Source organism: Nocardioides hankookensis, assembly GCF_042658885.1.
GTDB classification, from domain to species: Bacteria; Actinomycetota; Actinomycetes; order Propionibacteriales; family Nocardioidaceae; genus Nocardioides; species Nocardioides hankookensis.
The window spans coordinates 1328482-1351857 of the sequence record NZ_JBHSRJ010000004.1; the positions used below are offsets into that span (position 1 = coordinate 1328482).

At 71.9% G+C, this 23376-nt stretch carries 23 protein-coding genes and 1 riboswitch; of the genes, 14 read left to right on the forward strand and 9 right to left on the reverse strand.

Annotated features, from left to right (window positions below):
* Positions 1–4 precede the first annotated feature (4 nt).
* The 3 genes from ACFPYL_RS12880 to ACFPYL_RS12890 all read right to left on the reverse strand — a co-directional run bounded on the left by ACFPYL_RS12880 (position 5) and on the right by ACFPYL_RS12890 (position 3923).
* Positions 5–1054 (reverse strand): NAD(P)H-dependent amine dehydrogenase family protein, encoded by a 1050-nt coding sequence (locus ACFPYL_RS12880; RefSeq protein ID WP_379154534.1) that lies wholly within the window; start codon positions 1052–1054, stop codon positions 5–7.
* A 161-nt stretch (positions 1055–1215) separates the two neighbouring features.
* Positions 1216–2484 (reverse strand): DUF1501 domain-containing protein, encoded by a 1269-nt coding sequence (locus tag ACFPYL_RS12885; protein ID WP_379154537.1) that lies wholly within the window; start codon positions 2482–2484, stop codon positions 1216–1218.
* Complete coding sequence (locus ACFPYL_RS12890; RefSeq protein WP_379154539.1) at positions 2484–3923, reverse strand: DUF1800 domain-containing protein; 1440 nt, start codon at positions 3921–3923, stop codon at positions 2484–2486. The genes ACFPYL_RS12885 and ACFPYL_RS12890 overlap by 1 nt, the downstream gene beginning before the upstream one ends.
* A gap of 261 nt (positions 3924–4184) precedes the next feature.
* Here ACFPYL_RS12890 and ACFPYL_RS12895 point away from each other — a divergent pair, with 261 nt between their 5' ends.
* From ACFPYL_RS12895 to ACFPYL_RS12955, 13 genes are all read left to right on the forward strand, one after another.
* The gene (locus ACFPYL_RS12895; RefSeq protein ID WP_379154542.1) at positions 4185–5549 is read left to right on the forward strand and encodes a hemolysin family protein; all 1365 of its coding nucleotides are present in this window, start codon (positions 4185–4187) and stop codon (positions 5547–5549) included.
* Positions 5546–6595 (forward strand): hemolysin family protein, encoded by a 1050-nt coding sequence (locus tag ACFPYL_RS12900; RefSeq protein WP_379154545.1) that lies wholly within the window; start codon positions 5546–5548, stop codon positions 6593–6595. The genes ACFPYL_RS12895 and ACFPYL_RS12900 overlap by 4 nt, the downstream gene beginning before the upstream one ends.
* Positions 6596–6694: 99 nt before the next feature.
* Entirely contained in the window at positions 6695–7294 is a 600-nt protein-coding gene (locus ACFPYL_RS12905; protein WP_379154548.1) for a CDP-alcohol phosphatidyltransferase family protein, read from the forward strand.
* A complete protein-coding gene (locus ACFPYL_RS12910) occupies positions 7287–8162 on the forward strand; it encodes a DUF881 domain-containing protein (protein ID WP_379154551.1) in 876 nt (291 codons plus the stop codon). Before ACFPYL_RS12905 ends, ACFPYL_RS12910 begins: the two co-directional genes overlap by 8 nt.
* Positions 8159–8491: a small basic family protein gene (locus tag ACFPYL_RS12915; protein WP_379154553.1), complete on the forward strand. Its 333-nt coding sequence runs from the start codon at positions 8159–8161 to the stop codon at positions 8489–8491. Before ACFPYL_RS12910 ends, ACFPYL_RS12915 begins: the two co-directional genes overlap by 4 nt.
* Entirely contained in the window at positions 8484–9245 is a 762-nt protein-coding gene (locus ACFPYL_RS12920) for a DUF881 domain-containing protein (protein ID WP_379154556.1), read from the forward strand. The genes ACFPYL_RS12915 and ACFPYL_RS12920 overlap by 8 nt, the downstream gene beginning before the upstream one ends.
* A 40-nt stretch (positions 9246–9285) precedes the next feature.
* Entirely contained in the window at positions 9286–9672 is a 387-nt protein-coding gene (gcvH, locus tag ACFPYL_RS12925; RefSeq protein ID WP_379154559.1) for a glycine cleavage system protein GcvH, read from the forward strand.
* Between the two features lie 131 nt (positions 9673–9803).
* Positions 9804–10322 (forward strand): FHA domain-containing protein, encoded by a 519-nt coding sequence (locus tag ACFPYL_RS12930; protein WP_379154562.1) that lies wholly within the window; start codon positions 9804–9806, stop codon positions 10320–10322.
* Complete coding sequence (gene ftsR / locus ACFPYL_RS12935; RefSeq protein WP_379154564.1) at positions 10319–11062, forward strand: transcriptional regulator FtsR; 744 nt, start codon at positions 10319–10321, stop codon at positions 11060–11062. The genes ACFPYL_RS12930 and ftsR overlap by 4 nt, the downstream gene beginning before the upstream one ends.
* Before the next feature lie 43 nt (positions 11063–11105).
* The gene (locus ACFPYL_RS12940; protein WP_082574382.1) at positions 11106–11579 is read left to right on the forward strand and encodes a bifunctional nuclease family protein; all 474 of its coding nucleotides are present in this window, start codon (positions 11106–11108) and stop codon (positions 11577–11579) included.
* Between the two features lie 259 nt (positions 11580–11838).
* Positions 11839–12360 (forward strand): MerR family transcriptional regulator, encoded by a 522-nt coding sequence (locus ACFPYL_RS12945; RefSeq protein WP_379155458.1) that lies wholly within the window; start codon positions 11839–11841, stop codon positions 12358–12360.
* Positions 12361–12458: 98 nt separating this feature from the next.
* Positions 12459–12568: riboswitch (glycine riboswitch) on the forward strand.
* A gap of 70 nt (positions 12569–12638) precedes the next feature.
* Complete coding sequence (gcvP, locus tag ACFPYL_RS12950) at positions 12639–15521, forward strand: aminomethyl-transferring glycine dehydrogenase (protein WP_379154567.1); 2883 nt, start codon at positions 12639–12641, stop codon at positions 15519–15521.
* On the forward strand, positions 15518–16861 hold the full coding sequence (locus tag ACFPYL_RS12955; protein ID WP_379154570.1) for a serine hydrolase domain-containing protein: 1344 nt from the start codon (positions 15518–15520) through the stop codon (positions 16859–16861). The genes gcvP and ACFPYL_RS12955 overlap by 4 nt, the downstream gene beginning before the upstream one ends.
* Positions 16862–16866: 5 nt before the next feature.
* On the opposite strand, the gene ACFPYL_RS12960 is transcribed toward ACFPYL_RS12955, so the two are convergent.
* The 5 genes from ACFPYL_RS12960 to ACFPYL_RS12980 all read right to left on the reverse strand — a co-directional run bounded on the left by ACFPYL_RS12960 (position 16867) and on the right by ACFPYL_RS12980 (position 22101).
* The gene (locus ACFPYL_RS12960) at positions 16867–17625 is read right to left on the reverse strand and encodes a hypothetical protein (RefSeq protein WP_379154573.1); all 759 of its coding nucleotides are present in this window, start codon (positions 17623–17625) and stop codon (positions 16867–16869) included.
* A 48-nt stretch (positions 17626–17673) separates the two neighbouring features.
* Positions 17674–18438 carry an Ig-like domain-containing protein gene (locus ACFPYL_RS12965; RefSeq protein WP_379154575.1) on the reverse strand — a complete coding sequence of 255 codons (765 nt, stop codon included), beginning with the start codon at positions 18436–18438 and terminating at the stop codon, positions 17674–17676.
* A 74-nt stretch (positions 18439–18512) separates the two neighbouring features.
* Complete coding sequence (locus ACFPYL_RS12970) at positions 18513–19067, reverse strand: hypothetical protein (protein WP_379154578.1); 555 nt, start codon at positions 19065–19067, stop codon at positions 18513–18515.
* A gap of 104 nt (positions 19068–19171) precedes the next feature.
* Positions 19172–20566, reverse strand: coding sequence for a metallopeptidase TldD-related protein (locus ACFPYL_RS12975; RefSeq protein ID WP_379154581.1), 1395 nt, complete (start codon positions 20564–20566; stop codon positions 19172–19174).
* Positions 20566–22101 carry a TldD/PmbA family protein gene (locus ACFPYL_RS12980; RefSeq protein ID WP_379154584.1) on the reverse strand — a complete coding sequence of 512 codons (1536 nt, stop codon included), beginning with the start codon at positions 22099–22101 and terminating at the stop codon, positions 20566–20568. Before ACFPYL_RS12980 ends, ACFPYL_RS12975 begins: the two co-directional genes overlap by 1 nt.
* Positions 22102–22135: 34 nt before the next feature.
* On the opposite strand from ACFPYL_RS12980, the gene ACFPYL_RS12985 reads away from it, so the two are divergent.
* On the forward strand, positions 22136–22612 hold the full coding sequence (locus ACFPYL_RS12985) for a pyridoxamine 5'-phosphate oxidase family protein (protein ID WP_379154587.1): 477 nt from the start codon (positions 22136–22138) through the stop codon (positions 22610–22612).
* Between the two features lie 3 nt (positions 22613–22615).
* Here the strand turns inward: ACFPYL_RS12985 and ACFPYL_RS12990 are convergent, their stop codons facing one another.
* Positions 22616–23374: a class I SAM-dependent methyltransferase gene (locus ACFPYL_RS12990; RefSeq protein ID WP_379154589.1), complete on the reverse strand. Its 759-nt coding sequence runs from the start codon at positions 23372–23374 to the stop codon at positions 22616–22618.
* Positions 23375–23376: the final 2 nt, after the last annotated feature.

Below are 23376 nucleotides of genomic sequence, written 5' to 3' on the forward strand. Positions count from 1 at the left end.
TGCCTCAGCGCAGGTCGGGGTGCGCCCTGCCGGCGATGAGCGGGAGGTCCAGGTAGGTCTTGATCCCGGGCTCCGCGGCCACGACGTACGGGATCGAGTTCACACAGTGGAACGCCGTGGCGGTGACGCCCGGGTTGCGCACGAGGCCCTCCTCGACCGTGTCGGGCTGCCAGCCCTTGATGGTGACGAAGCAGCTCGGGTCGCCCTGCACCTCGACCTCGAAGCGCTCGCCCTCCGGGCCGAAGGTCCAGGCGGGTTCCAGGTGCTCCTCGCCCATCAGCCAGTTGACGGCGATGTGCACGACGACCGTCTCGCCGACGTACGCCTGCCAGATGAAGCGCTGACCGGCGACCAGGCCGGGCTCGATGACGCCGATCGGCGTCTCGATCGGCTGGGTGGCGACGGCCACCTCCTGGGAGGTGCGGATCTCGGCGTCGGCGGAGAAGCCGAGGGTGTCCAGGCACATCTGGATCGCCTGGATGAAGCCGCCCGAGAGCAGGCCGAGCATGGGGCCGCCCATCGCCTCGTCAGGCTGGCCGCCGAACATCATGATGTGGCGTACGACGTCCGGCGCGTTGTAGGTGCGGATGTCGGAGAACTCCTCGCCGCGCACGTAGGTCACCGCGGACGACAGCGCGGAGAACATCAGCGGGTGCAGCTCGGTGATGCCACCGGGGTTGATGCCCGTCCCGTGCAGGGTGGTGCCGCCCTCGAGGCAGGCCGCGGCCAGCGGGGCGCCGTCCCGCTCGGTCGGGTAGAACCAGCCGACCGGCGTGACGACGTTCTTGCCGGACCGCAGGATCGCGGCGACCTCGTCGCGGTTGGGGATCAGCGGCGAGTAGAGGACGCAGTCGGCCTCCATCGCGAGGATCTCGTCCATGCTGCTGGTCGCGGCGATCCCGAGGGGCTCGATCCCGAGGATCTCGCCGACGTCGACGCCGTTCTTGCTGTCGGAGTGCACCCAGCACCCGACGAGCTCGAGGTCCGGGTGGAGCAGGATGCCTTCGATGGCGGCCTTGCCGACGCTGCCGGTGGCCCACTGGATGACGCGCACGGCGCCACTGTGGCAACTAGAACGTGTTCTTGTCTACGCCCGACGGGCGCCAGCGTGAGTTTCGTCGGCCGGCCGACGAAACTCACGCCTGGACGACAAAACTTCGTCGTCCAGGGAGGAGAATCGTCGGCCGGCCGACAAAACTCTCAGAATCGACTTGTCTACAGCGAGGTCATCACGCCGACGGACTCGGGGGAGAAGCGCGGGAAGACCTTCGCCGTCGACGCCCCGAACCGCTGGGAGACGATCTCGGCGAGCACGCTGCGGTAGTCGGTGGTCACCTGCAGGTCGGCGTCGTCACCGGTGCCCAGGCCCGGCCAGCTGCCGTAGTAGCGCCCGCCCTTCACCCCGGCGCCGGCGACGAACATGACGTTGCCGTAGCCGTGGTCGAGGCCGCCGCTCGCGTTCTCGACGACCCGGCGCCCGAACTCGCTGATCGTCACGAGCGTGACCTTCCCGGCCTGGTCGCCCAGGTCGCCGAAGAAGGCGGCGATCGCGCCGGCCAGCGCGCTCGCGTTGTTGACCATCCAGCCGCGCTCGGCCGAACCCATCCCGGAGTGCATGTCCCAGTCGCCGTGGTCGACGGTGACGACCTCGATCCCGACGTCGCCGCGGATGGCGCGGGCGACCTCGGCGAGTGCCCTGCCGAGGTCGGTGTCGGGGTAGCTCGCACTGTGGTCGGCGGCCGCCTCGGCGGGGCCGAACTGGTCGACCGCGGCGTACGTCGACCGCATCCCGCGGGCCAGCACGGACCGGTCGTGGTCCCACAGGGTGCGCAGCGAGCGCCGGCGCCGGCCCCCGTCGCCGTCCTCCTCGCCGGGGAGCCGGACGTCGTCGACCTTGCCTGCCGACATGGTCGGCGCGGGCCCGTAGAGGGAGGTCGGGGTGACGCCGCCGGCTAGGTTGAAGCCCTGGAGCGGAGAGGTGCCCGACGTGGTGCCGATCAGGCGGTTCAGCCACCCGCTGCGCGCGGCCGAGCCCGGGTCGGCGTCCTCGACGGCCTCCATGGCCGCGAAGTGGGAGCGGTTGGGCGCGGGGAGGCCGGTGGCGTGCACCGCGGCCAGGGTGCCGGCGTCCCAGAGCGGCAGCAGGGGAGCGAGCGCCGGGTGCAGGCCGAAGCTGGCGTCGCGCGCCAGCAGGCGCTCGGCCGGTACGGCGATCCCGGGCCGCGCCCGGTAGTAGGCGGGGTCGGCGTGCGGCACGACCAGCGACAGCCCGTCGGCGGCGCCGCGGAGCGACACGACCACCAGGACCGCGGGAGCCGACGTAGCGGCGGAGGCGGACGTGGTGATCGCCGCCGAGCCGACGAACGTGGTCGCACCGGCGAGCGCGACCGCGCCGGAGAAGAGCCCGCGCCGGGAGACGGCCGCGAACTCGGCGCAGCAGGCGTCCGCGGTCGGGAGGGGAGTCTGGGAGGTCACGTCAGTCATCACCGGGTCAGATGGGCGGGGGAGTCGAGCAGGACGCTGAGCAGGCGGAACATGCCCCATCGCACGAGCCCGTGGTCGGGCGTGATCCGCTCGTGCGGCTTGCAGCCGGTCGCCTCGCTGCACGCCTGCACGAGCCGCGGCGTCGCGCGCCGGTGCAGGATCCGCTGCGACATGGAGTCCACGAGGACGTCGAACCTGACCGTCTTGCGAGGCAGCCAGGCCGCCGGCTTGCGGTAGTGCGCGCCGGCCGAGGGCCACCAGCCGCCGGCGAGGCTGCGGTGCACGGACATCGAGGCGATCAGGCGGGCGGGCGACGCCCAGGACAGGTTGTCGATCGGCTGGCCGTCGGGCCGGGGCCAGGCGAACGGCGTCACGCCCATGCCGGCGACCTGCCACAGCAGCTGGTTGGCGGCGTACGCATCGCCCTTCGTGCCGGCCGGGGGCCTGCTGACCCGCACGCCCAGCGCGCGGTACGTCGCGACCAGGTCCTCGCCCGGGTCCCGCACCTTGGCGCCGACGGCGCGTTGGAACTCGCGGGTGCCGACCAGCGCGCGGAGCACCGGCCGGATGTCGGTGTCGTGCTGGCGGTAGACCCGCGCGAGCCGGCTGATCAGCGCAGGAGACGGATCGTCGCGCACGAACTTCACCGCGAGCTTGCGGGCCACGTGGCGGGCGGTCGCGGGGTGGTGGGCGAGGTAGCGGAGGTAGTCGCGGGTGACCTCGCGGCCGTCCGCGCTCTTGTTCGCGTGCCGGAAGCCCATCACCTTCACCGGTCCGCGGGCGTGGCGCTCCTTGTCGTACTCGGCCGCGAAGGTCTCCCACATGTCGACCGTCCACCCGGTGAGGATGCGGGCCGAGGCCTTCACGTCGGACTCGTCGTAGGCGCCGCGGCCGACCGTGTGCAGCTCGAGGAGCTCACGGCCGAGGTTCTCGTTGGGGAACTGCTTGGTCGAGCTGACGTTGTCGAGGCTGATCAGCATCGCGGGGTGCGTGACGACGGCCGGCAGCAGCTGGTCGAAGCGGCCCAGGGCGTGCTTGCGGATCGTGTCGCCGTACCGGACCCGCCAGGTGAACTGGGCGTCGCCGTTGGCCGGCACGTTGAAGTGGTGCTCCCAGAGCTCGGTCATCATCTCGTGGAGCTGGTGGCGCGACTCCATGCGACGCAGGAGCACCCAGCGCTGGTAGTCGGCCATCACCTGCCAGCCGCCCTCGATCTCCTTGACCTGACGGCGCCACAGGTCGCTCGGGCCGCGGTCGAGGCTCGGCCACCAGCCCCGGAGACGGTCGGCGGCGTGGTCGGGGACGGACCCCGGGGCGAGCTGGCGCTCGAACCACTCGCGGCCACCGCCGGCCCGACGTACGTCGCGGGCGAGCTCGGGGGTCACGCCGTACGAGAAGCGGCCGACCAGGTGGCGGTCGCGGCCGTTGAGAACGGACATCTGCGGGGCGTCTCCACGTCGTCGCGGTGGCACCGGACCCTCCCGAGAAAGGAGCGTGGTCCGCGGTCTAGACCAATGCTAGGGGCTCGGCCGCGCGATGTCGGTGGTTTCGGGGAATGTCGTCGGTGGGTCGACGCCGGTACGATGCGCTGGTCCAGCCCATCACCCGTGAGGACCTGACGCACCGCCCATGGACGGCTCTCAAAGTCCCCAGCTCTCCCTTCGACCTGACAGGTCTCGATCCGGCGGGGGAGAGCACACATGACCGCGTGGCTGCTGCTCCTCGCAGCGCTCCTGCTGATCCTCGCCTGTGGCGTCTTCGTCGCGGCCGAGTTCTCCTTCGTCACGGTCGACCGCCTCAAGGTCGACCAGGCGGCCGCCGCCGGTGACTCCGGCGCGCGCGGAGTCCAGCAGGCGCTGCGCACGCTCTCGACGCAGCTCTCAGGTGCGCAGGTCGGCATCACGATCACCAACCTGGCGATCGGCTACCTGGCCGAGCCGGCGATCTCGGACCTGATCGACGGGCCGCTGGAGAGCGCCGGTGTGCCGGCCGGCGCCATCACGCCCGTCGCCGTCGGCATCGGCCTGGCGCTCGGCACGATCCTGACGATGATCTTCGGCGAGCTGGTGCCCAAGAACCTGGCGCTCGCGAAGCCGATGGAGGTCGCGCGGGCGACCCAGCGCTTCCAGCGCACCTTCACCGCCGTCATGCGAGGCCCGATCCGGGTGCTCAACGGCTCGGCGAACGCGTTCGTCCGGCGCATCGGCATCGAGCCGCAGGAGGAGCTCCGCTCGGCGCGCAGCTCGACCGAGCTCGCCTCGCTCGTGCAGCGCTCCGCGACCCTCGGCACCCTGGACGTCGAGACCGCGGAGCTGATGGAGCGCTCGGTCGAGTTCGGTGCACGCACCGCCGGCGAGATCATGACGCCACGCGTGCGCTCCTCGAGCCTCGGCCTCAACGACCGCGCGACCGCCCTCATCGAGCTGACCCGCCAGACCGGGCACTCGCGCTTCCCCGTGGTCGACGCCGACGAGAACATCGTCGGCACCGTGCACGTCAAGCACGCCGTCGCCCTGCCCGTGGGGGAGCGCGCGACGACCAAGGTCCGGCACCTGATGGCCAAGCCGATCATCGTGCCCGACTCGCTGCGCCTCGACCCGCTGCTGGCGCTGCTGCGCAAGGATGGCTTCCAGCTCGCCGTCGTCATGGACGAGTACGGCGGGTTCGCCGGCATCGTGACCCTCGAGGACGTCGTCGAGGAGATCGTCGGCGACATCTCCGACGAGCACGACCGGCTCAGCGCCAACGCGCACCGGCTGCGTGACGGCGGCTGGTCGGTCTCGGGCCTGCTGCGGCCCGACGAGGTCGAGGACCTCACCGGCATCGAGCTGCCCGACCACGAGGACTACGACACGATCGGCGGCCTGGTGATGCGCTTCCTCGGACGGGTGCCGCAGGTCGGCGACCTCGCCGAGGTCGCCGTGCCCGACCGCTCCGACCCGGACGAGCCGCGCGACCAGCTCGCCGTCCTCACGGTCGAGCGGATGGACGGGCTGCGGATCGACCGGCTCTCGCTGCGCGTGCTGGACACGCCAGTCGACGAGGGTGCGGAGGTGGAGCGATGAACAGCGCCACCGCGGTCGTCCTGGCGATCTTCCTGCTGCTCGGCAACGCCTTCTTCGTCGCGGCCGAGTTCGCGCTGGTGTCGGCTCGGCGTACCCAGCTCGAGCCCCGCGCCGAGGCCGGCTCCCGGATGGCGAGGACGACGATCAAGGCGATGGAGAACATCTCCCTCGTGATCGGCGTCAACCAGCTCGGCATCACCGTGTGCTCGCTGGTGCTGGGTGCCGTCGGTGAGCCCGCCGTCGCCCACCTCGTAGAGCCGCTGCTGCACGCTGTCCACGTGCCGGAGGACCTCCTGCACCCGATCTCGTTCGTGATCGCGCTGACGGTGGTCGTCTACCTCCATGTCGTGCTCGGCGAGATGATCCCCAAGAACATCGCGCTGGCCGGCCCCGACCGGGCCGCCCTGGTGCTCGGTCCGCCCATCTGGGGCATCGTCACCGTGCTGCGCCCGATCGTCGTCGTCATCAACGCCGTCGCCTCGGTCGTGCTCCGCGCGCTCGGGGCCCGGCTGACCGACGAGGTGAGCTCGACCTTCACCCGCGAGGAGGTCGCCGCCCTGGTCGAGGAGTCGCACGGCGAGGGCCTGCTCGAGTCCGACGAGTACGACCGGCTGGCCGGGGCGCTGGGCTTCACCGAGAAGACCGTCGCCGCGGTGCTGATGCCTCCCGAGTCGCTGACCACGGTCCGCCGGGGCACGTCGGTGGCCGACGTCGAGGCCGTCTGCGCCGCGACCGGCTACAGCCGCTTCCCGGTGGCCGCCGACGACGGGGAGCTCGTGGGCTACCTGCACATCAAGGACGTGCTCGAGCCCGACCCGGCCCGGCGTACGCGGGCCGTCGAGGACAAGTGGATCCGGCCCTTCGCCCCGGTCACTGCCGGGGCGCCGCTCCACGACGCGCTGGAGACGCTGCAGCGCCGCGGTGCCCACATGGCGCGCGTCGTCGACGCGAGCGGCGCCACCCTCGGCCTGGCCACCCTGGAGGACGTCATCGAGGAGCTGGTCGGCGAGATCCGCGACGCGGCGCACCTGGACGAGCCGGTCTGACCGCGCCACCGCCCCGCGGGCGAGTGGCGAATCGGGACGGCCGCCGCGCGGCGGCTAAGGTGTGCTCGGCAATCACCCTGGGGAGAAGCGCAGGCACACGTGGGAGACGACTCGACGCGCAACCGCGTGTGGACGCTGCCCAACCTGCTCAGCATGCTGCGGCTGGCGGGCGTTCCGCTGTTCCTGTGGCTGGTGCTCGGCCCCGAGGCCGACCTGCTGGCCCTCGGCGTCCTGATGCTCTCAGGGATCACCGACTTCCTCGACGGCTACCTGGCCCGCAAGCTCGGTCAGACGTCGGTGCTCGGCCAGGTCCTCGACCCGGTCGCCGACCGCCTCTACATCCTCGCGGTGGTCATCGGCCTCGCGCTGCGCGACATCATCCCGTGGTGGGCGGCGCTGTCGCTGCCGCTGCGCGACCTGCTCCTCTGGGGCCTGGTGCCGCTGCTGCGCACCCGTGGCTACAGCGCCCTCCCGGTGCACTTCCTCGGCAAGGCGGCGACGTTCAACCTGCTCTACGCCTTCCCGCTGCTGCTGCTCGGCGACGGGGAGGGCACGGTCGCGACGCTCGCCGAGGTCTTCGGCTGGGCGTTCGCGCTGTGGGGGATCGGCCTCTACTGGTGGGCCGGCATCCTCTACGCCTGGCAGGTCCGCACGCTGCTGCGCACCACCGAGCGACGGCAGGCGGGCCACGATGCCTGAGACGTCGACGACCGACCGGACCCGCACCCCGCTCCTGACGCTGATCACGCAGGAGTCGATGGACCAGGACTACCAGCACGTCGCCGAGCAGCGCGCGGCTGCGCGCGCCACCGGCGAGCCGGTGGAGTCCGATCGGTCCGGGCGCCGGGGGCGGTGGGTCGCGACGGCCGTCGTGGGCGTGTTCGGGCTGCTCGTGACGGTGGCCGCCGTGCAGACGTCGGAGCGCTCGGGGGTGACCAGTGCCAGCCGCGACTCGCTGCTGCGCCAGATCGACCAGCGCCGCGACCAGGCGGCGGAGCTCCAGAAGCGGATCCTCCTGCTGCGTGAGCTCAACATCGGCCTCCAGGACTCGCTCGCGAACGTCAACGACGAGGAGCGCACGACCACCAGCCGCTCGGACCGGCTCGCCGGCCAGGCCGGCTTCGGCCCGGTCAGCGGCCCCGGTCTCGTGATCACCGTCGACGACGCACCCGACGGCGAGGCCGTCCGCGACGAGGACCTCGCGCTGCTCGTCAACGGGCTGTGGGAGGCCGGCGCGGAGGCGATCTCGATCAACGGGCGACGACTCACGACCCGCTCCGGGCTGCGGAACTCGGGCGCCGCCATCAACCTCAACGGCCCGCCGCCGCTGTCCCCGCCGTACGTCGTCTCGGCGATCGGCGACACCCGGACCCTCCAGGCGGACCTGATCGACACGTCGACCGGGCTGGCCTTCAGCAACACCGCCGACGTGCTGGGCTTCCCGGTGACGATGAAGATCGACGACGACCTCACCCTGCCCGCGGCGACGCTGCGGCAGCCGCGGCACGCGGTGAAGGGGACCGCCGAGGACAACCGTCGACCCGACGTGAAGGAGAACGCGCCGTGATCGCAGCACTCGGGTTGCTGGTCGGCATCGTGCTGGGGGTCATCTTCCAGCCGGACGTGCCGCTCTGGCTGGAGCCGTACCTCCCGATCGCCGTCGTGGCCGCCCTCGACGCCGTCTTCGGCGCCCTGCGCGCCTACCTGGACGGGATCTTCGACGACAAGGTCTTCGTCGTCTCGTTCATCAGCAACGTGGTGATCGCCGCCGGGATCGTCTTCATGGGCGACAAGCTCGGCGTCGGCGGCCAGCTCTCGACCGGTGTCATCGTCGTCCTCGGCATCCGCATCTTCTCCAACGTCGCCGCGATCCGACGGCACCTCTTCCATGCCTGACGTCGACGAGCCCCAGGAGCCCCAGGAGCCCACGCCCACGGGGCGCGACCGGCTGCGCCGGGCGATGCTGCGTCCCTCGCGGGGGCAGCTGGTGGTCGCGGTGCTGCTCGCCCTGGTGGGGTACGCCGCGGTCACGCAGGTGCGGTTCACCAACGTGGACGACACCTACGCCGGCTACCGCGAGCAGGACCTGATCGACGTCCTCAACGCCCTGGCCAACCAGACCCAGCGCGCGGAGTCCGAGATCGTGCGCCTCGAGCGCACCCGCGACGACCTGCGCTCCAGCACGGGCGCCCGTGAGGCGGCCCTCGCCCAGGCGCAGCAGCAGGCCGACAACCTCGCGATCATGGCCGGCCTGGTGCCGGTGACGGGTCCGGGCATCCGGGTGACGATCACGGAGACCGACGGTCCCGTGGACGTCGACACGGTGGTCGACATGGTGCAGGAGCTGCGCTCCGCCGGTGCCGAGGCGATGCAGGTCAACGGCGAGGTGCGGGTGGTCGCGCAGACCGCCTTCGAGGACGCCGAGGGCGGGATCAAGGTCGGGGGAGAGCTGGTCACCTCGCCGTACGTCTTCGACGTGATCGGCGCGCCGGACGCCCTGCACGGTGCCATCGACTTCCCGCAGGGTCCGCGCTCCGACCTCGAGGACGAGGGTGCGACCGTCGACGTGGACGAGCTCGGGTCGCTCGACATCGAGTCCGTGGTGACCCCGCGGAAGCCTGACTACGCCCAGCCCGACGCGTCGCAGTAACCTCTCGCTGGCGCACCCGCACCCGAACCGAGGAGACCCCGTGTACCCCGACGACCTGAAGTACACCAGTGAGCACGAGTGGGTCCGCGAGCCCGGCGAGCACGCCGGTTCGGTCCGGATCGGCATCACCGAGTACGCCCAGGACGCGCTCGGCGACATCGTCTACGTGTCGCTGCCGGAGGTCGGGGCGAGCCTCGAGTCCGGCTCGACCTGCGGCGAGCTCGAGTCCACGAAGTCGGTCAGCGACATCTACGCGCCGGTCTCCGGCGAGGTGGTCGCGCGCAACGAGGCGCTCGACGCGACGCCCGAGCTGGTCAACACCGACCCGTACGGCGAGGGCTGGCTCTTCGAGGTCGTGCCGAGCGGTGGCGCGGCCCCCGAGGGCCTGATGGACGCTGCGACGTACGAGGCCTCGCTCGACGGCTGAGCCGGACCGCCCCGGCCCGCCCCCAGAGTGCCGCGAGTCCCCTTGATCGGGCTGCGCGGGCTGATAGGTTCGGGGCAACCGTCAACCTCAACCGGCCCTTGAGGGTTGGCCCATCGACGAAGGACTGACCGATGCCGTTCTGCACAGTCTGTGGCACGCAGAACCCCGACGACGCGCGCTTCTGCGCGCAGTGCGGCAACCGGCTCCCGACGGCGCCGCCGGAGGGCGACGGCGACCCCTCGGGGGAGTCCACGGCGACCATCAACATCACCGCCGCCGACAAGGCCGAGACGTCCGACCGCCAGCTCAACGCGGTCGACGCAGCCGCGGTCGACGCCCTGCCGACCGGGCACGCCCTGCTCGTCGTGCAGCGCGGGCCGGGCTCCGGCAGCCGGTTCCTGCTCGACCAGGACGTCATCAGCGCCGGCCGGCACCCGGAGAGCGAGATCTTCCTCGACGACGTGACGGTCTCGCGCCGGCACGCGGAGTTCCACCGCCAGGGCGACACGTTCACGGTGAGCGACGTGGGCAGCCTCAACGGCACCTACGTCAACCGGGACCGGATCGACCGGGTCCGGCTCAACGACGGGGACGAGGTGCAGATCGGCAAGTTCCGGCTGGTCTTCTTCTCGGGGCACACGGACGGGTGAGCACCGTCGCTGGCGCTGCGGCGGGCTCGGCGCCGCGGGCCCGGATGAACATCGGAGAGGTCCTCGACCGGCTCCGCCCGGACTTCCCGGGCATCACCATCCCCAAGATCCGGTTCCTCGAGGACAAGGGGCTGATCAAGCCGGAGCGCACCGCGTCCGGCTACCGGAAGTTCTCGGTCGAGGACGTCGAGCGGCTGCGCTACGTGCTGCGCATGCAGCGCGACCACTACCTGCCGCTGCGCGTGATCGGGGAGCACCTCGACGCGATCGACCGGGGCCTCGAGCCGCCGCCGATCGAGCCGGTGGTGCCGACCGTCCCGCAGGTCGCGCTGGCCGCGGACGGCATGCCCAGCCCGGAGTCCTTCCTGCGCCGCGACAACGTCCGGCTCTCGCGGCGCGAGCTGCTGAAGATCGCCGAGGTCTCCGAGGAGCTGCTGGGCGAGCTCGAGCAGTACGGCCTGGTGACGCCCTCGCGCACCGGCCACTACGACACCGACGCCCTGGTCATCGCGCAGACCGCGCGCGAGCTGGCCGACTTCGGCTTCGAGCCACGGCACCTGCGGGCGTTCAAGACCTCCGCCGACCGCGAGGTCGGCCTCGTCGAGCAGGTCGTGGCGCCCCACAAGCGCGGTCGTGACACCGCGGCCAAGGCGCGCGCCGAGGAGACCGTCAGCGAGATCGCCGCGCTCTCCGTGCGGCTGCACGCCACCCTCGTCAAGGCCGGTCTGCGCACCTCCTGAGCGGCACCCCGACCTGCTCACCGCCCCGGAGTAGGGTGAACGCGTGCGCGAAGTCGATGTCTTGGGAGTCAGGGTCGAGATGCCCTCCAACCAGCCGATCGTGCTGCTGCGGGAGGTGTCGGGGGACCGCTACCTGCCGATCTGGATCGGCGCCGTCGAGGCGACCGCGATCGCCTTCGCCCAGCAGGGCGTCGTACCGCCGCGACCGCTGACGCACGACCTGATGAAGGACGTGCTCGAGGCGACCGGCAACGAGCTGACCGAGGTCCAGATCACCGAGGTCAAGGACGGCGTCTTCTTCGCCAACCTGGTCTTCGGCTCCGGCGCCGAGGTGAGCGCCCGTCCGTCGGACTCGATCGCACTCGCGCTGCGCACCGGCACCCGCATCGTGTGCGCGGACGACGTCCTCGACGAGGCCGGCCTCGCCGTACCCGCCGAGCAGGAGGACGAGGTCGAGAAGTTCCGCGAGTTCCTCGACCAGGTGACGCCCGAGGACTTCGAGTCCCCCCAGGGCTGAGCGCACTGACTAACCCTCAGGTTGAGGTTGAGAGTTCCGACACGCCGACAGCGTCTTTGACGGGTGCTCCGTCGCGGCCTACCTTGAACTGTCTCTGTTGTAACTCCACCGCTGTGACGCCCGCTCCTTCAGGCCGACCGGCACCTTCCCCGGAGAGTTACGATCGACGGAGTAGCCCTCGGAGGACCGCGTGAAAGAGAACGAGCAGCAGCACGACGCTGACACGGCGCTTGCTGCCCAGGAGGCCGAGGAGCAGGGTCTGCTCTTCACCGACGACGTCTCTCCGTTGCCCAGCGACACCGGCTACCGCGGCCCGACCGCGTGCAACGCCGCCGGCATCACCTACCGCCAGCTCGACTACTGGGCCCGCACCGGCCTGATCGAGCCCACCGTGCGCGGTGCGAAGGGCTCCGGCTCGCAGCGGCTCTACTCCTTCCAGGACATCCTGCTGCTCAAGGTCGTCAAGCGCCTGCTCGACGCCGGCATCTCGCTCCAGCAGATCCGTACGGCGGTCCAGCACCTGCGCGAGCGGGGCACCGACGACCTGACCCGGGTCACCCTGATGAGCGACGGCGTCTCGGTCTACGAGTGCACCAACAACGAGGAGATCATCGACCTCCTCCAGGGCGGCCAGGGCGTGTTCGGCATCGCCATCGGCGGCGTCTGGAACGAGATCGAGGGCACCCTCGCCGAGCTGCCGTCCGAGCGCACCGCCGAGGCCGAGCCGGAGCCGCAGGCCGGCGACGAGCTCGCCGCCCGCCGGGCCCGCAAGATCAGCTGACGCACCACCACGTACGCCGAACATCGGCCCGTCGCCCTCGTGGCGGCGGGCCGATGTCGTGTTTGCGGGCGGGTGCCCGGTAGATTGGGCAGCGCTGACACTCCTGCACGGGAGAGTCCCCGGATCTCGTGGTCACCTGCGAGCGACGGGGCGCCGAAGGGGCAATTCCTCCCCGGAACCTCTCAGGCCACCGGACCGTGCGGGTCAGGCACTCTGAAGCACCAACGGCGGTGCGACAGAGGGGGAGGCACCCGAACGATCTTCGAGGAGCCCACCAGATGTCAGACCACCTCTCGCTCACCGAGCTCGACGGCGCGCTGCCGTTCGTCGAACGCCACATCGGCCTCCGCGACGGCGACGTCGCGTCGATGCTCGACCGGCTGGGGTTCGACTCGCTCGACGCGCTCATGGACGCCGCCGTGCCCGGTGCGATCCGGGTCGCCGAGTCGCTCGACCTGCCGTCGCCGCTGAGCGAGGAGGCCGCGGCCCGCGAGCTGCGGGCGATCGCCCACGCCAACCGGCCCGGTGAGGCGATGATCGGGCTCGGCTACCACGCGACGATCACCCCGCCGGTGATCCGGCGCAACGTGCTCGAGGACCCGAGCTGGTACACCGCCTACACGCCGTACCAGCCCGAGATCTCCCAGGGCCGGCTCGAGGCCCTGCTCAACTTCCAGACCGTGATCGGCGACCTCACCGGCCTGCCGACCGCCAACGCGTCGCTGCTCGACGAGGGCACGGCCGCCGCCGAGGCGATGACGCTCGTACGCCGGGGGAACAAGCTGGCGTCCGGACCGTTCGTGGTCGATGTCGACGCGCTCCCGCAGACGATCGACGTGGTGCGCACCCGCGCCGAGGCGATGAGCATCGAGGTCGTCGTCGCCGACCTCACCGACGGGTTGCCCGCCGAGGTGCTCGAGTCCGGGCTGTGCGGCGTCCTGGTGCAGTACCCCGGCGCGTCCGGCCGGGTGCTCGACCCGCGCACGGTGATCGAGCAGGCCCACGAGCGCGACGCCCTCGCGGTGGTCGCGGCCGACCTGCTCGCGCTGACCGTGCTCGAGGCTCCGGGCGCCCTGGGCGCCGACGTCGTCGTCGGCTCCAGCCAGCGCTTCGGCGTCCCGCTCTTCTACGGCGGCCCGCACGCCGGCTACATGTCCGTCGCCGCCGGGCTCGAGCGGCACCTCCCGGGCCGGCTCGTGGGCGTCTCCGTCGACGCGGAGGGGCGGCCGGCGTACCGGCTCGCGCTCCAGACCCGCGAGCAGCACATCCGCCGCGACAAGGCGACCTCCAACATCTGCACCGCGCAGGTGCTGCTGGCGGTGGTGGCGTCGATGTACGCCGTCTACCACGGCCCCGACGGGCTGCGCTCGATCGCGACCCGCACGCACCGCTACGCCGCAGTGCTCGCGGCCGCGCTCGCCGAGGGCGGGGTGACCGTCCGGCACGAGGGCTTCTTCGACACCGTGACCGTGGCGGTCCCCGGACAGGCGGCCGACGTCGTCGCGTCGGCCCGCACCTACGGGCTCCAGCTCCGGTTGGTCGACGCCGACCACGTCGGCATCACGACCTCCGAGCTCACCACCCGCTCGACGATCAGCAGCGTGCTCAAGGCGTTCGGCATCTCGGGCGTCGACCTCGACGCGGTCGACACCGCCACGGCCGACGCGCTGCCCGAGGCGCTCCGCCGCACCACGCCGTACCTGACGCACGAGGTGTTCAGCAGCCACCACAGCGAGACCGCGATGCTGCGCTACCTGCGCAAGCTCTCGGCGCGCGACTACGCGCTCGACCGGGGCATGATCCCGCTCGGCTCCTGCACGATGAAGCTCAACGCCACCACGGAGATGGAGCCGGTGTCGCTGCCGGGCTTCGCCGACCTGCACCCCTTCGCGCCGGCCGAGGACGCCGCCGGCTACCGCCAGCTCGTCAACGACCTCGAGGGCTGGCTGGCCGAGGTGACCGGCTACGACCGGGTCTCGATCCAGCCGAACGCCGGGTCGCAGGGCGAGCTCGCGGGCCTGCTCGCGATCCGTGGTTACCACCGCGCCAACGGCGACGCGCACCGCGACGTGTGCCTGATCCCGAGCTCGGCGCACGGCACCAACGCCGCGTCCGCCGTGATGGCCGGCATGAAGGTCGTCGTGGTGAAGTCCGGCGACGGCGGCGAGGTCGACCTCGCCGACCTGCGTGCGCAGTGCGAGAAGCACGCCGACGACCTGGCCGCGATCATGGTGACCTATCCGTCGACGCACGGCGCCTACGAGGACACCATCACCGAGCTCTGCCAGGTCGTGCACGACCACGGCGGCCAGGTGTACGTCGACGGCGCCAACCTCAACGCCCTGCTGGGCTACGCGAAGCCGGGTGAGTTCGGCGGCGACGTCTCGCACCTCAACCTGCACAAGACGTTCTGCATCCCGCACGGCGGTGGCGGCCCCGGCGTCGGTCCGGTCGCGGTGCGCGCACACCTCGCGCCGTACCTGCCCTCGCACGCGATGCACCCCGAGCAGGACAAGCGCGACGGCATCGGACCGATCAGCGCGGCGCCGTACGGCTCCGCGGGCATCCTGCCGATCTCGTGGGCCTACATCCGGCTGATGGGCGCCGCCGGCCTGACCCGCGCGACCGCGGTCGCGGTGCTGTCGGCCAACTACATCGCGACCCGCCTCGGCGAGGCCTACCCGGTGCTCTACCGCGGCCACGGCGGGCTGGTCGCCCACGAGTGCATCCTCGACCTGCGCGGGCTGACGAAGGACACCGGCGTGACGGTGGACGACGTCGCGAAGCGGCTGGTCGACTACGGGTTCCACGCTCCGACGATGTCGTTCCCGGTGGCCGGCACGCTGATGGTGGAGCCGACCGAGTCCGAGGACCTCGGCGAGATCGACCGGTTCATCGACGCGATGATCGCCATCCGCGCCGAGATCGACCAGGTCGCGGCGGGGGAGTGGACGGCCGAGGAGTCGCCGTTGCGCGGCGCCCCGCACACCTCGCGGGCGCTGGTCGGCAAGTGGAAGCGCGCCTACTCCCGCGAGCTCGCGGTCTTCCCGACCGGGATCGACCCTGACAAGTACTGGCCGCCGGTGGCCCGCATCGACCAGGCGTACGGCGACCGCAACCTGGTCTGCGCCTGCCCGCCGCTGGAAGCCTTCGCCGAGTGAGCGCGACCCCGGTCGCCGACCTGACCGCCCGCCGCCTGCGCGCCCGGCTCGCCCATGCCCAGTCGTCGGGCCGGCTGCCGTCGGTGGTGGCCGGGCTGGTCCGCGACGGGGAGCCGGTCTGGTTCGACTCGTACGGCGACCCGGCGGTGCCGGGCCACGACACCTCCGACGTGCAGTACCGGATCGGGTCGATCACCAAGACCATGACCGCGGTGCTGGTGCTCCAGCTGGTCCGCGACGGCCGGATCGCGCTCGACGACCCGGCCTCGGTCGTGCTCGGGGACGTCGGGTACGCAGACCGGTCGGTCCGCACCCTGCTCGCGCACAGCTCCGGCATGCAGTCGGAGCCGGCCGGGTCGTGGTGGGAGCGGTCGGAGGGTGTCTCCTGGGACGAGCTGGTCGCCGCCCACGACGGGTCCGGTGCGGTCTTCCCGGCGCACCAGGAGTTCCACTACTCCAACCTGGGCTACGCGCTCCTCGGCGAGCTGGCGGCCCGGCTGCTCGGCACCACCTGGTGGGAGGCCGTCACCACCCGGGTCCTGACCCCGCTGGGCATGACGCGCACGTCGTACCTCCCCGAGGGGGCGGCCGCGCAGGGCTGGTCGGTCCATCCCTACGAGTCGACGCTGGTCGCCGAGCCGGCGACCGACACCGGGGCGCTCGCGCCCGCGGGTCAGGTCTGGGCGACGATCACCGACCTGGCGCGCTATGCGACCTTCCTGCTCGACGGTCACCCGGACGTGCTGTCCGCCGCCGAGCTGCGGCAGGCGTTCGGCCCGCAGTCCGGCAACCCGAAGGACGGCGTGCGCTACGCGCACGGTCTCGGCTTCCAGCTCTTCCCCGGCGGCTCCGGCACGCTCGCCGGCCACACCGGCTCGATGCCGGGCTTCCTGGCCACCTGCCTGGTCGATCGCGGGCGTCGCGTCGGCGGCGTCGTGCTCGCCAACGCCACCGTCGGCTACTCGCCGGCGGCCCTCGTCACCGAGCTCCTCGACGAGCTGGAGCGCTGCGAGCCGACGGTCGACGCGCCGTGGCGGCCGTCAGCTCCGTTGCCGCCCGAGCTCGCGGGGGTGCCCGGCGTGTGGCACTGGGGCAACACCCCGATCGTCTTCACGATGGAGGCCACCGAGCTGGTCGGCCGTCGGGGCGGCGTCGAGCTCTACCGGTTCGCGGTCGTCGACGGCCGGGTCGTGGGGCGGTCGGGCTACCACGCCGGCGAGGAGGTGCACGTCGTACGCCGTGCGGACGGCAGCGTCGGGCACCTCGAGATCGCGACGTTCGTCTACACGCGGACGCCGTACGACCCCGAGGCACCCATCCCGGGTGGTCACCCGGGCTGAGGCCCTCAGCCCAGCCGCTGCAGCAGGGCGCGGACGGACGCGGGCAGCCGCTGCTCGCCCTTGGCGGGCTTGGCGGGCTTGGCGTCGCGCGGGTCGATCTTGACGTTGCGGACGACTCCGCGGTCGGCGAGACCGGAGTTGTACGCGCCGCCGATCATCGCCATCCACCGCACGGTCGCGGTGTGCACCCGCATGGTGCGCGTGGCGTGCGCCGGCACGCTGCCGCCACCGCCGCCGTGACGCCCGAACCACATCCAGCGGACCTGCTTGTCGTTGTGGTTGGTCACGCGGAGGCGGCCCGGCTTGCCCGGCACCTTGTGCACGGTCACCGGCTCGGTCGTCCGCATCGTCACGGTCAGGGTCGCGGGGGTGAGGTAGGTCGTGTTGCAGACGTAGTAGTCGACGACCACCGGCTGAGCCAGCCGGCCGCGCATGGCGAGGACCATCATCGAGTCCTCCGGGCCGAGGAAGCCGGCGGCGTCGCCTGCGACCACCGGCGGGAGGTCGCTCGGGTTGGAGATCGAGTCGAGGTCGACGGCGGGCAGCCGGCACAGCGCGAGCTGGGAGCCGTCCGGGTCCCCGGGGTCCACGTCGTTGGCGAGCACGTCGATGACTGCCATGCCGAAGGGGTAGACCTCGATCGAGTCGTTGGTCACCACGGGTGCGTCCGTGGCGAGGTCGAGCGCCTGGGCGCCGGGGGCGGCCAGGGTGAGTGCCACGGACGCGGTGGCCAGGGCGGTCGTGATGCGGGCGAGGGCGCGCACGGGTTCCTCCGTCTTTCGGGGTCGGTCGGTCAGGTCGTGACGGGGAGGTCAGCGCGTGCGCGCGGCGTACCAGCTGCCGGTACGGAAGTCCTCCGTGTGCTTCGGCGGCGGCGGGAGCTCGGTGCCGGGGCGCAGGTGGATGCCGCGGACGACGCCCATGTCGGCGATGCCGGGCGAGCCGAGGAGCGAGGCCTTGCCGCCGCCGCTGCCGATCACGGCGATCCACACGATCTTGTGGCGGCGGACCGGCACGGTGCGGGTGGCACCGGCCGGGACGGCGACCCGGGCGTCCGGACGGGCCGCACGCGGGTCGCCGTACCAGAACCGGATGGTCGCGGAGTTCTTGTTGGTGACGCTGAGGCGTCCGGGCTTGCCGGCGACCTTGTGCACCACGACGGGAGCGACCGGGAGGACCTCGACCGTCAGGTGCGCGGGCACCAGGTGGGTGTGGTCGCAGACGTAGTAGTCGATGACGTGGGTCCCGTGCGCACGCGGGCTCGAGATGATCGCCACGTCGCCGGGCTCGCCGGCGCCGGACGAGCCGTTGTCGACCGCGAGCACCGTCGGGATCCTCGGGCCGTCGAAGTCGAGGCTGGGGAACCGGCACAGCGCCAGGTCGTCGCCGGACGGCGACGAGTCGTTGGTGAGCACGTTGAGCTCCGCGCTCTGGCCCGGGTAGATCGAGACCGTGTCGTCGACGACGACCGGGAGCGGCGGCTCGTCGGCGTACGACGGAGCGACGCCGAGCAGGGTGAGGCCGAGGAGGGTGGCGGCGAGGCCGCCGGTGAACCGGACGAGGGCGCTGGTGCGCATGGGACTCCGTTCCCGAGATGCGAGTGGTCGCGGAGAGGCTATGGCAGCAACGCCCTCGCCCGAGGGGTTTTCGATCAGTCGACGATCGAGGTCTTCGTCACCGTGAGGCGGTAGACGAACGCGTCGCCGCAGTCGAGCTCGGCGGACCGGGTCCCGTAGGTGAGGACCAGGTCGTCGCGCAGGCGGGTGTGGGTGCCCTTCGAGACGATCCGCAGGCCGGCGTCCTCGACGACCTCGCGCACCTTCTTGACCTTCGTGGTGGCGACGGCCGTGCCGGTGACCCGGACCTTGGTGCCGTCGAGGGAGGCCGCCGCGCGGACCGAACCGCGGGTGACGAACGGCTTCTTGACCTGGCGGGAGACACCGACCTCGTCGGCGCCACCGCCCTCGCCGAGCTGGACCTCGAGGTAGTTGCCGTAGGTGCGGTTCTCGTAGAGGTTGACCCGGACCGGCCGGGAGCCGAGGTCGCCGGTGCAGGCCATCAGGATGCCGCGCTCGTGGGTGACGCCCGGGGTCATCGGGTCGGGGGTCGGGTCGAGGGTCTGGGCGCTGCCCGGTGCCGTGCCCAGCCCGATGAGGGCAGAGGTCGCGGCGACGGCCAGGGCGCCCGTGAGGAGCTGGGTACGCATGTCGTTTCGCTTTCCGTGGTGGGTGGTGGATCGAACACCCGGGATACGCCCGGGCACCCGGCCCGGTTGCATCGGAGAGCGAAGAATCTCCAGCGGTGGCTGGGCTACTGGGCCTGGGAGACGCTCGACATGTTGAAGTCGGGGACCCGCAGGGCCGGCGTCGCGGTGCGCGAGAAGTAGTCGTCGCCCCACTCCCGGCTGAAGCTCGGGACGGTCGCCGACGCGTGCGTGAACCGGCGCAGCAGGTCGACCGGGCTGTCGTTGAACCGGAAGTTGTTCACGACGCCGGTGATCTCGCCGCCCTCGACCAGGTAGACGCCGTCCCGGGTGAGCCCGGTGAGCAGGAGCGACTGCGGGTCCACCTCGCGGATGTACCAGAGGCAGGTCAGCAGCAGCCCGCGCTCGGTGCCGGCGACGAGGTCCGCCTCGGTGCCGGTGCCGCTGTCGATCGAGAGCACCAGGTTGTCGATGCCCGGGGTGACGGGCAGGTCGGTCATCGCCGCGGAGTGCCGGGTCTGGAGCAACGCGGTGAGCTCGCCGTCCCGGATCCAGTCCGTGCGGGACAGCGGGAGGCCGTTGTCGAAGACGGACGACTCGTTGCCGGAGCGCGAGGCAGCGACGAACGGCTCGCACTGCAGAGCGTCGTACGCCGGGTCGGAGAAGAGGTTCACCCCGGCCGAGGCGATCCGCTCGCCCACGCGGGTGCCACCGCCGCGACGGCTGTAGACCGACTGGCCCTCGTGGGCGACCCGGGCGCCGGCGTACCAGTAGGCGTCGATCATCAGGTCGGCGACCGCGCTCGGCGGCAGGATGGTGTCGTAGCGCCCGGCGGGCAGGTCGACGCGACGCTTCGCCCAGCCCAGCCGGCGCGCCAGCTCGGCGTCGAAGGCGAGCGGGTCGACGTCGGTGAAGTCGCGGGTCGCGCCGCCGACCCACGCGCTGGTCGAGAGGTCGGTCGGCTTGCCGGTGCAGCCGTAGTGGCCGGTGGGCTGCACGTGCCGCAGCCGGAGGCCGGTCGTGGAGCCGAGGTACGTCGTCGTCATCTCGTGGTTGACGAAGCCGTAGAGCACCCGGTCCTCGCCCGCCGCGCGGCCGAACGCCTCGCCCAGGGCGGGCGCCAGCGCGTCGTACACGTGGATGTCGGTCGGGACGGGCGCGTCGTCCCAGTCCGGCGACGTCGCGTCGCGGACCAGGTCGGCGGCGTCCTCGGCGGGGGAGGCGGCGCGGGCCGCGGCGTCGGCCGCCTCGACGAGGGCGGTGACCCCGGCCTGGTCGGTCGCGGTGCCGGTGACCGAGCCGGTGGCGACCCCGTCGGCGCCGCGGACGAAGGCGATCACCGTGACGTCGAGGCCGTGCATGACGCCGTTGGTCGTGAGGGTGTTGTTGGCCCAGCGGAGGTTGGCACTCGTCCGGTCGTGGACGATCACGGCGCAGTCGTCGGCGATCGAGGTCGCGAGCGCGTGCTCGACGAACGACTGGGGGGTCACCGGGGTGGTCATCAGTTGCCTCCCTCGGCGACGGTGTTGAGGATCCGGACGCCGCGGAAGAGCGACGTCGGGCAGCCGTGGCTGACTGACGCCACCTGCCCGGGTTGGGCCTTGCCGCAGTTGAAAGCGCCGCCGAGGACCCAGGTCTCCGGGCCGCCGACCGCCTCCATCGAGCCCCAGAAGTCGGTCGTGGTCGCCTGGTACGCCGCGTCCCGGACCTGCCCGGCCAGCTCGCCGTCGCGGATCGTGTAGAAGCGCTGCCCGGTGAACTGGAAGTTGAAGCGCTGCATGTCGATGCTCCACGACTTGTCGCCCACGACGTACAGCCCATGCTCGACGCGGCCGATCAGCTCCTCGGTGCTGGGCCCGTCGACGGCGGCCTGGAGCGACACGTTGGCCATCCGCTGGATGGGGATGTGGCCGGGGGAGTCGGCGTACGCGCAGCCGTTGGAGCGGCCCTCCGGAAATTCAGGGCCGGCGAGCTCGGGGTGCATCACGCCCATCGAGCGGTCCAGCTGGTAGCCGCGCAGCACGCCGTCCCTGACGATGTCCCAGCTCTGGGTCGCGACGCCCTCGTCGTCGTACCCGATCGTGGCGAGGCCGTGCTCGATGGTGCGGTCGCCGGTGACGTGCATGACCGGGGTGCCGTACTGGAGCGTGCCGAGCTTGTCGGGGGTCGCGAACGAGGTGCCGGCGTAGTTGGCCTCGTAGCCGAGCGCGCGGTCGAGCTCGGTGGCGTGCCCGATCGACTCGTGGATGGTGAGCCAGAGGTTCGAGGGGTGGATCACCAGGTCGTAGGTGCCGGCCTCGACGCTGGGGGCCTTGAGCTTCTCGGCGAGCAGCTCGGGGACCTCGTCGATCTCGGCGTCCCAGTCCCAGGCGTCGCGGCCGCCGGCGAGGTACTCCCAGCCGCGGCCCACCGGCGGGGCGATGCTCGCCATCGAGTCGAAGGTGTCGGCACCGGCGCCCATCGCCTCGAACCCCGGGGCCAGCCGGACCCGCTGCTGGGTCGTGCGGGTGCCGCTGAGGTCGGCGTAGTACTTGCACTCGTGCACCTGGAGCAGGTGGGCCGAGGCGTGGTCGACGGCGGCGCCGGTGCGCAGCCGCGTGGTCCAGTCGATGAGGACGGCGGCCTTCTCGGCCACGGAGACCTCGAACGGGTCGGTCTCGTAGGCGGAGACCCAGGTGACGTCGTCGTACGTCGGCTCGGGGGCGAGCTCGACCGGCCGGCTGGTCATCCCCGCCGACACCTGCGCGACGGCGACGGCGGTCTCGGCGACCCGGACGGCCTCCTCGACGCTCAGCAGGACCCCGGCGGCGAACCCCCAGGCGCCGCGGTGGACGACGCGGACCGCGAACCCGAGGTCCTCGGTGTCGCTGGCCCCCTGGAGGACGCTGTCGCGAACCGCGAGCTCCTGGTAGCGCACCCGCTCGAACCGGAAGTCGGCATGGGTGGCGCCGAGCTCGGCCGCCCGAGCCAGCGCCGCATCTCCGAGGCTGCGGTAGGGGAGTGAGGTGAACGTCGGATCAACCACGCGATCGCCCATGCGTCGAACCTATCGGATGGGGTACCGGCCGGACATGACCGACAACGCAGACCAGAAGAAGCTCGTCGACCTGCTGGACGACATGCCGATCGCCATGCTCACGACGTACGGCGCCGAGGGCGCGCGCAGCGTGCCGATGGCCCGCCAGGAGGTCGAGCCGTCGGCCGAGATGTGGTTCATCTCGGCCCGCGACACCCTTCACACGCGGGCGATCGAGCAGAATCCGTCGGTGTCGCTGACCTTCTCGGCGCGTGACGCGTGGGTGGCGGTGAGCGGCACGGCGGCGGTCGTGGACGACGACGCGAAGCTGAAGGAGCTGTGGAACACGTTCGCCGAGGCCTGGCTGCCCGGCGGCCCCGAGGACCCGAACGCCGTCCTGGTGCGGGTGGACATCGAGCACGGGGAGTACTGGGACACGCCGGGCGGCAAGGTGGCGTCGCTGATCAGCTTCGCGAAGACCAAGCTCACCGGCGACACGTACGACGCCGACCACGGTGAGGTCGACGTCTGAGGTTCACGCGCGAGCGCGCACGGTCCAGGCCGAGCCTCGGATCGGGAACGGTGCCGGGAGGAGCAGCTCGGCGCAGCGATCGCGCAGGGCCTGTCGCGCGGGTTCGTCGAGGCCCTTGATGTAGGCGCCGAGCGGGCCTGCGCCGTTGGTGTAGGGCTGCCACCACTCCTCGAAGTCGTCGAACACGACCTCGACGCTGAGCACCGTCGACTCGACGTCCTGGAGGCCGGCGGCGGCGCAGAGCTGCTCGAGGTGCCCCTCGCGTGCTCCGGGGAGGCCCGCCTCGTCGACCACGTCGGGAGCGATCTCGGTCGCGGCCCGCCAGCAGGTGCTGAGCGGGCTGCGGCCGCCGTCGTGGTCCCAGACGCACGCGGCGACGACGCCGCCCGGCCGGGTCACCCGGGCCATCTCACGCAGTCCGGCGACAGGGTCGGTCATGAAGTGCACGACCAGCTCCGCCAGGGTGCCGTCGAAGGTGTCGTCGGCGAAGGGCAGGTCCTCCGCGGACGCCGCACGGACGTCGACGTCGGGGAGCCGCGCGGTCAGGGCGTCGACGAACGGCGGCGACGGCTCGACTGCCGCCACCGCTCCGGCACCGAGCCGGTCCACGAGCACGGTGGTGAGGGCGCCGGGGCCACTGCCGACGTCGAGGACGGACTGACCGGCCTCGACCCCGGCGAAGTCCGCGAACGCGACGGCGAGTGGCTCGGAGAAGCGGCCCATGAAGCGGGCGTAGGCGTCGGCCGGGACGGCGAAGCTCATGC

Excerpts from the sequence above, each read along its gene's own strand:
- ACFPYL_RS12885 (WP_379154537.1), bottom strand. The coding sequence starts at position 2,484 with ATGACTGACGTGACCTCCCAGACTCCCCTCCCGACCGCGGACGCCTGC.
- gcvP (WP_379154567.1), top strand. The coding sequence starts at position 12,639 with ATGTCAGACCACCTCTCGCTCACCGAGCTCGACGGCGCGCTGCCGTTC.
- ACFPYL_RS12980 (WP_379154584.1), bottom strand. The coding sequence starts at position 22,101 with ATGGGCGATCGCGTGGTTGATCCGACGTTCACCTCACTCCCCTACCGC.
- ACFPYL_RS12985 (WP_379154587.1), top strand. The coding sequence starts at position 22,136 with ATGACCGACAACGCAGACCAGAAGAAGCTCGTCGACCTGCTGGACGAC.
- ACFPYL_RS12890 (WP_379154539.1), bottom strand. The coding sequence starts at position 3,923 with ATGTCCGTTCTCAACGGCCGCGACCGCCACCTGGTCGGCCGCTTCTCG.
- ACFPYL_RS12900 (WP_379154545.1), top strand. The coding sequence starts at position 5,546 with ATGAACAGCGCCACCGCGGTCGTCCTGGCGATCTTCCTGCTGCTCGGC.
- ACFPYL_RS12965 (WP_379154575.1), bottom strand. The coding sequence starts at position 18,438 with ATGCGCACCAGCGCCCTCGTCCGGTTCACCGGCGGCCTCGCCGCCACC.
- ACFPYL_RS12990 (WP_379154589.1), bottom strand. The coding sequence starts at position 23,374 with ATGAGCTTCGCCGTCCCGGCCGACGCCTACGCCCGCTTCATGGGCCGC.
- ACFPYL_RS12930 (WP_379154562.1), top strand. The coding sequence starts at position 9,804 with ATGCCGTTCTGCACAGTCTGTGGCACGCAGAACCCCGACGACGCGCGC.
- ACFPYL_RS12970 (WP_379154578.1), bottom strand. The coding sequence starts at position 19,067 with ATGCGTACCCAGCTCCTCACGGGCGCCCTGGCCGTCGCCGCGACCTCT.
- ACFPYL_RS12910 (WP_379154551.1), top strand. The coding sequence starts at position 7,287 with ATGCCTGAGACGTCGACGACCGACCGGACCCGCACCCCGCTCCTGACG.
- ACFPYL_RS12920 (WP_379154556.1), top strand. The coding sequence starts at position 8,484 with ATGCCTGACGTCGACGAGCCCCAGGAGCCCCAGGAGCCCACGCCCACG.
- ACFPYL_RS12895 (WP_379154542.1), top strand. The coding sequence starts at position 4,185 with ATGACCGCGTGGCTGCTGCTCCTCGCAGCGCTCCTGCTGATCCTCGCC.
- ACFPYL_RS12975 (WP_379154581.1), bottom strand. The coding sequence starts at position 20,566 with ATGACCACCCCGGTGACCCCCCAGTCGTTCGTCGAGCACGCGCTCGCG.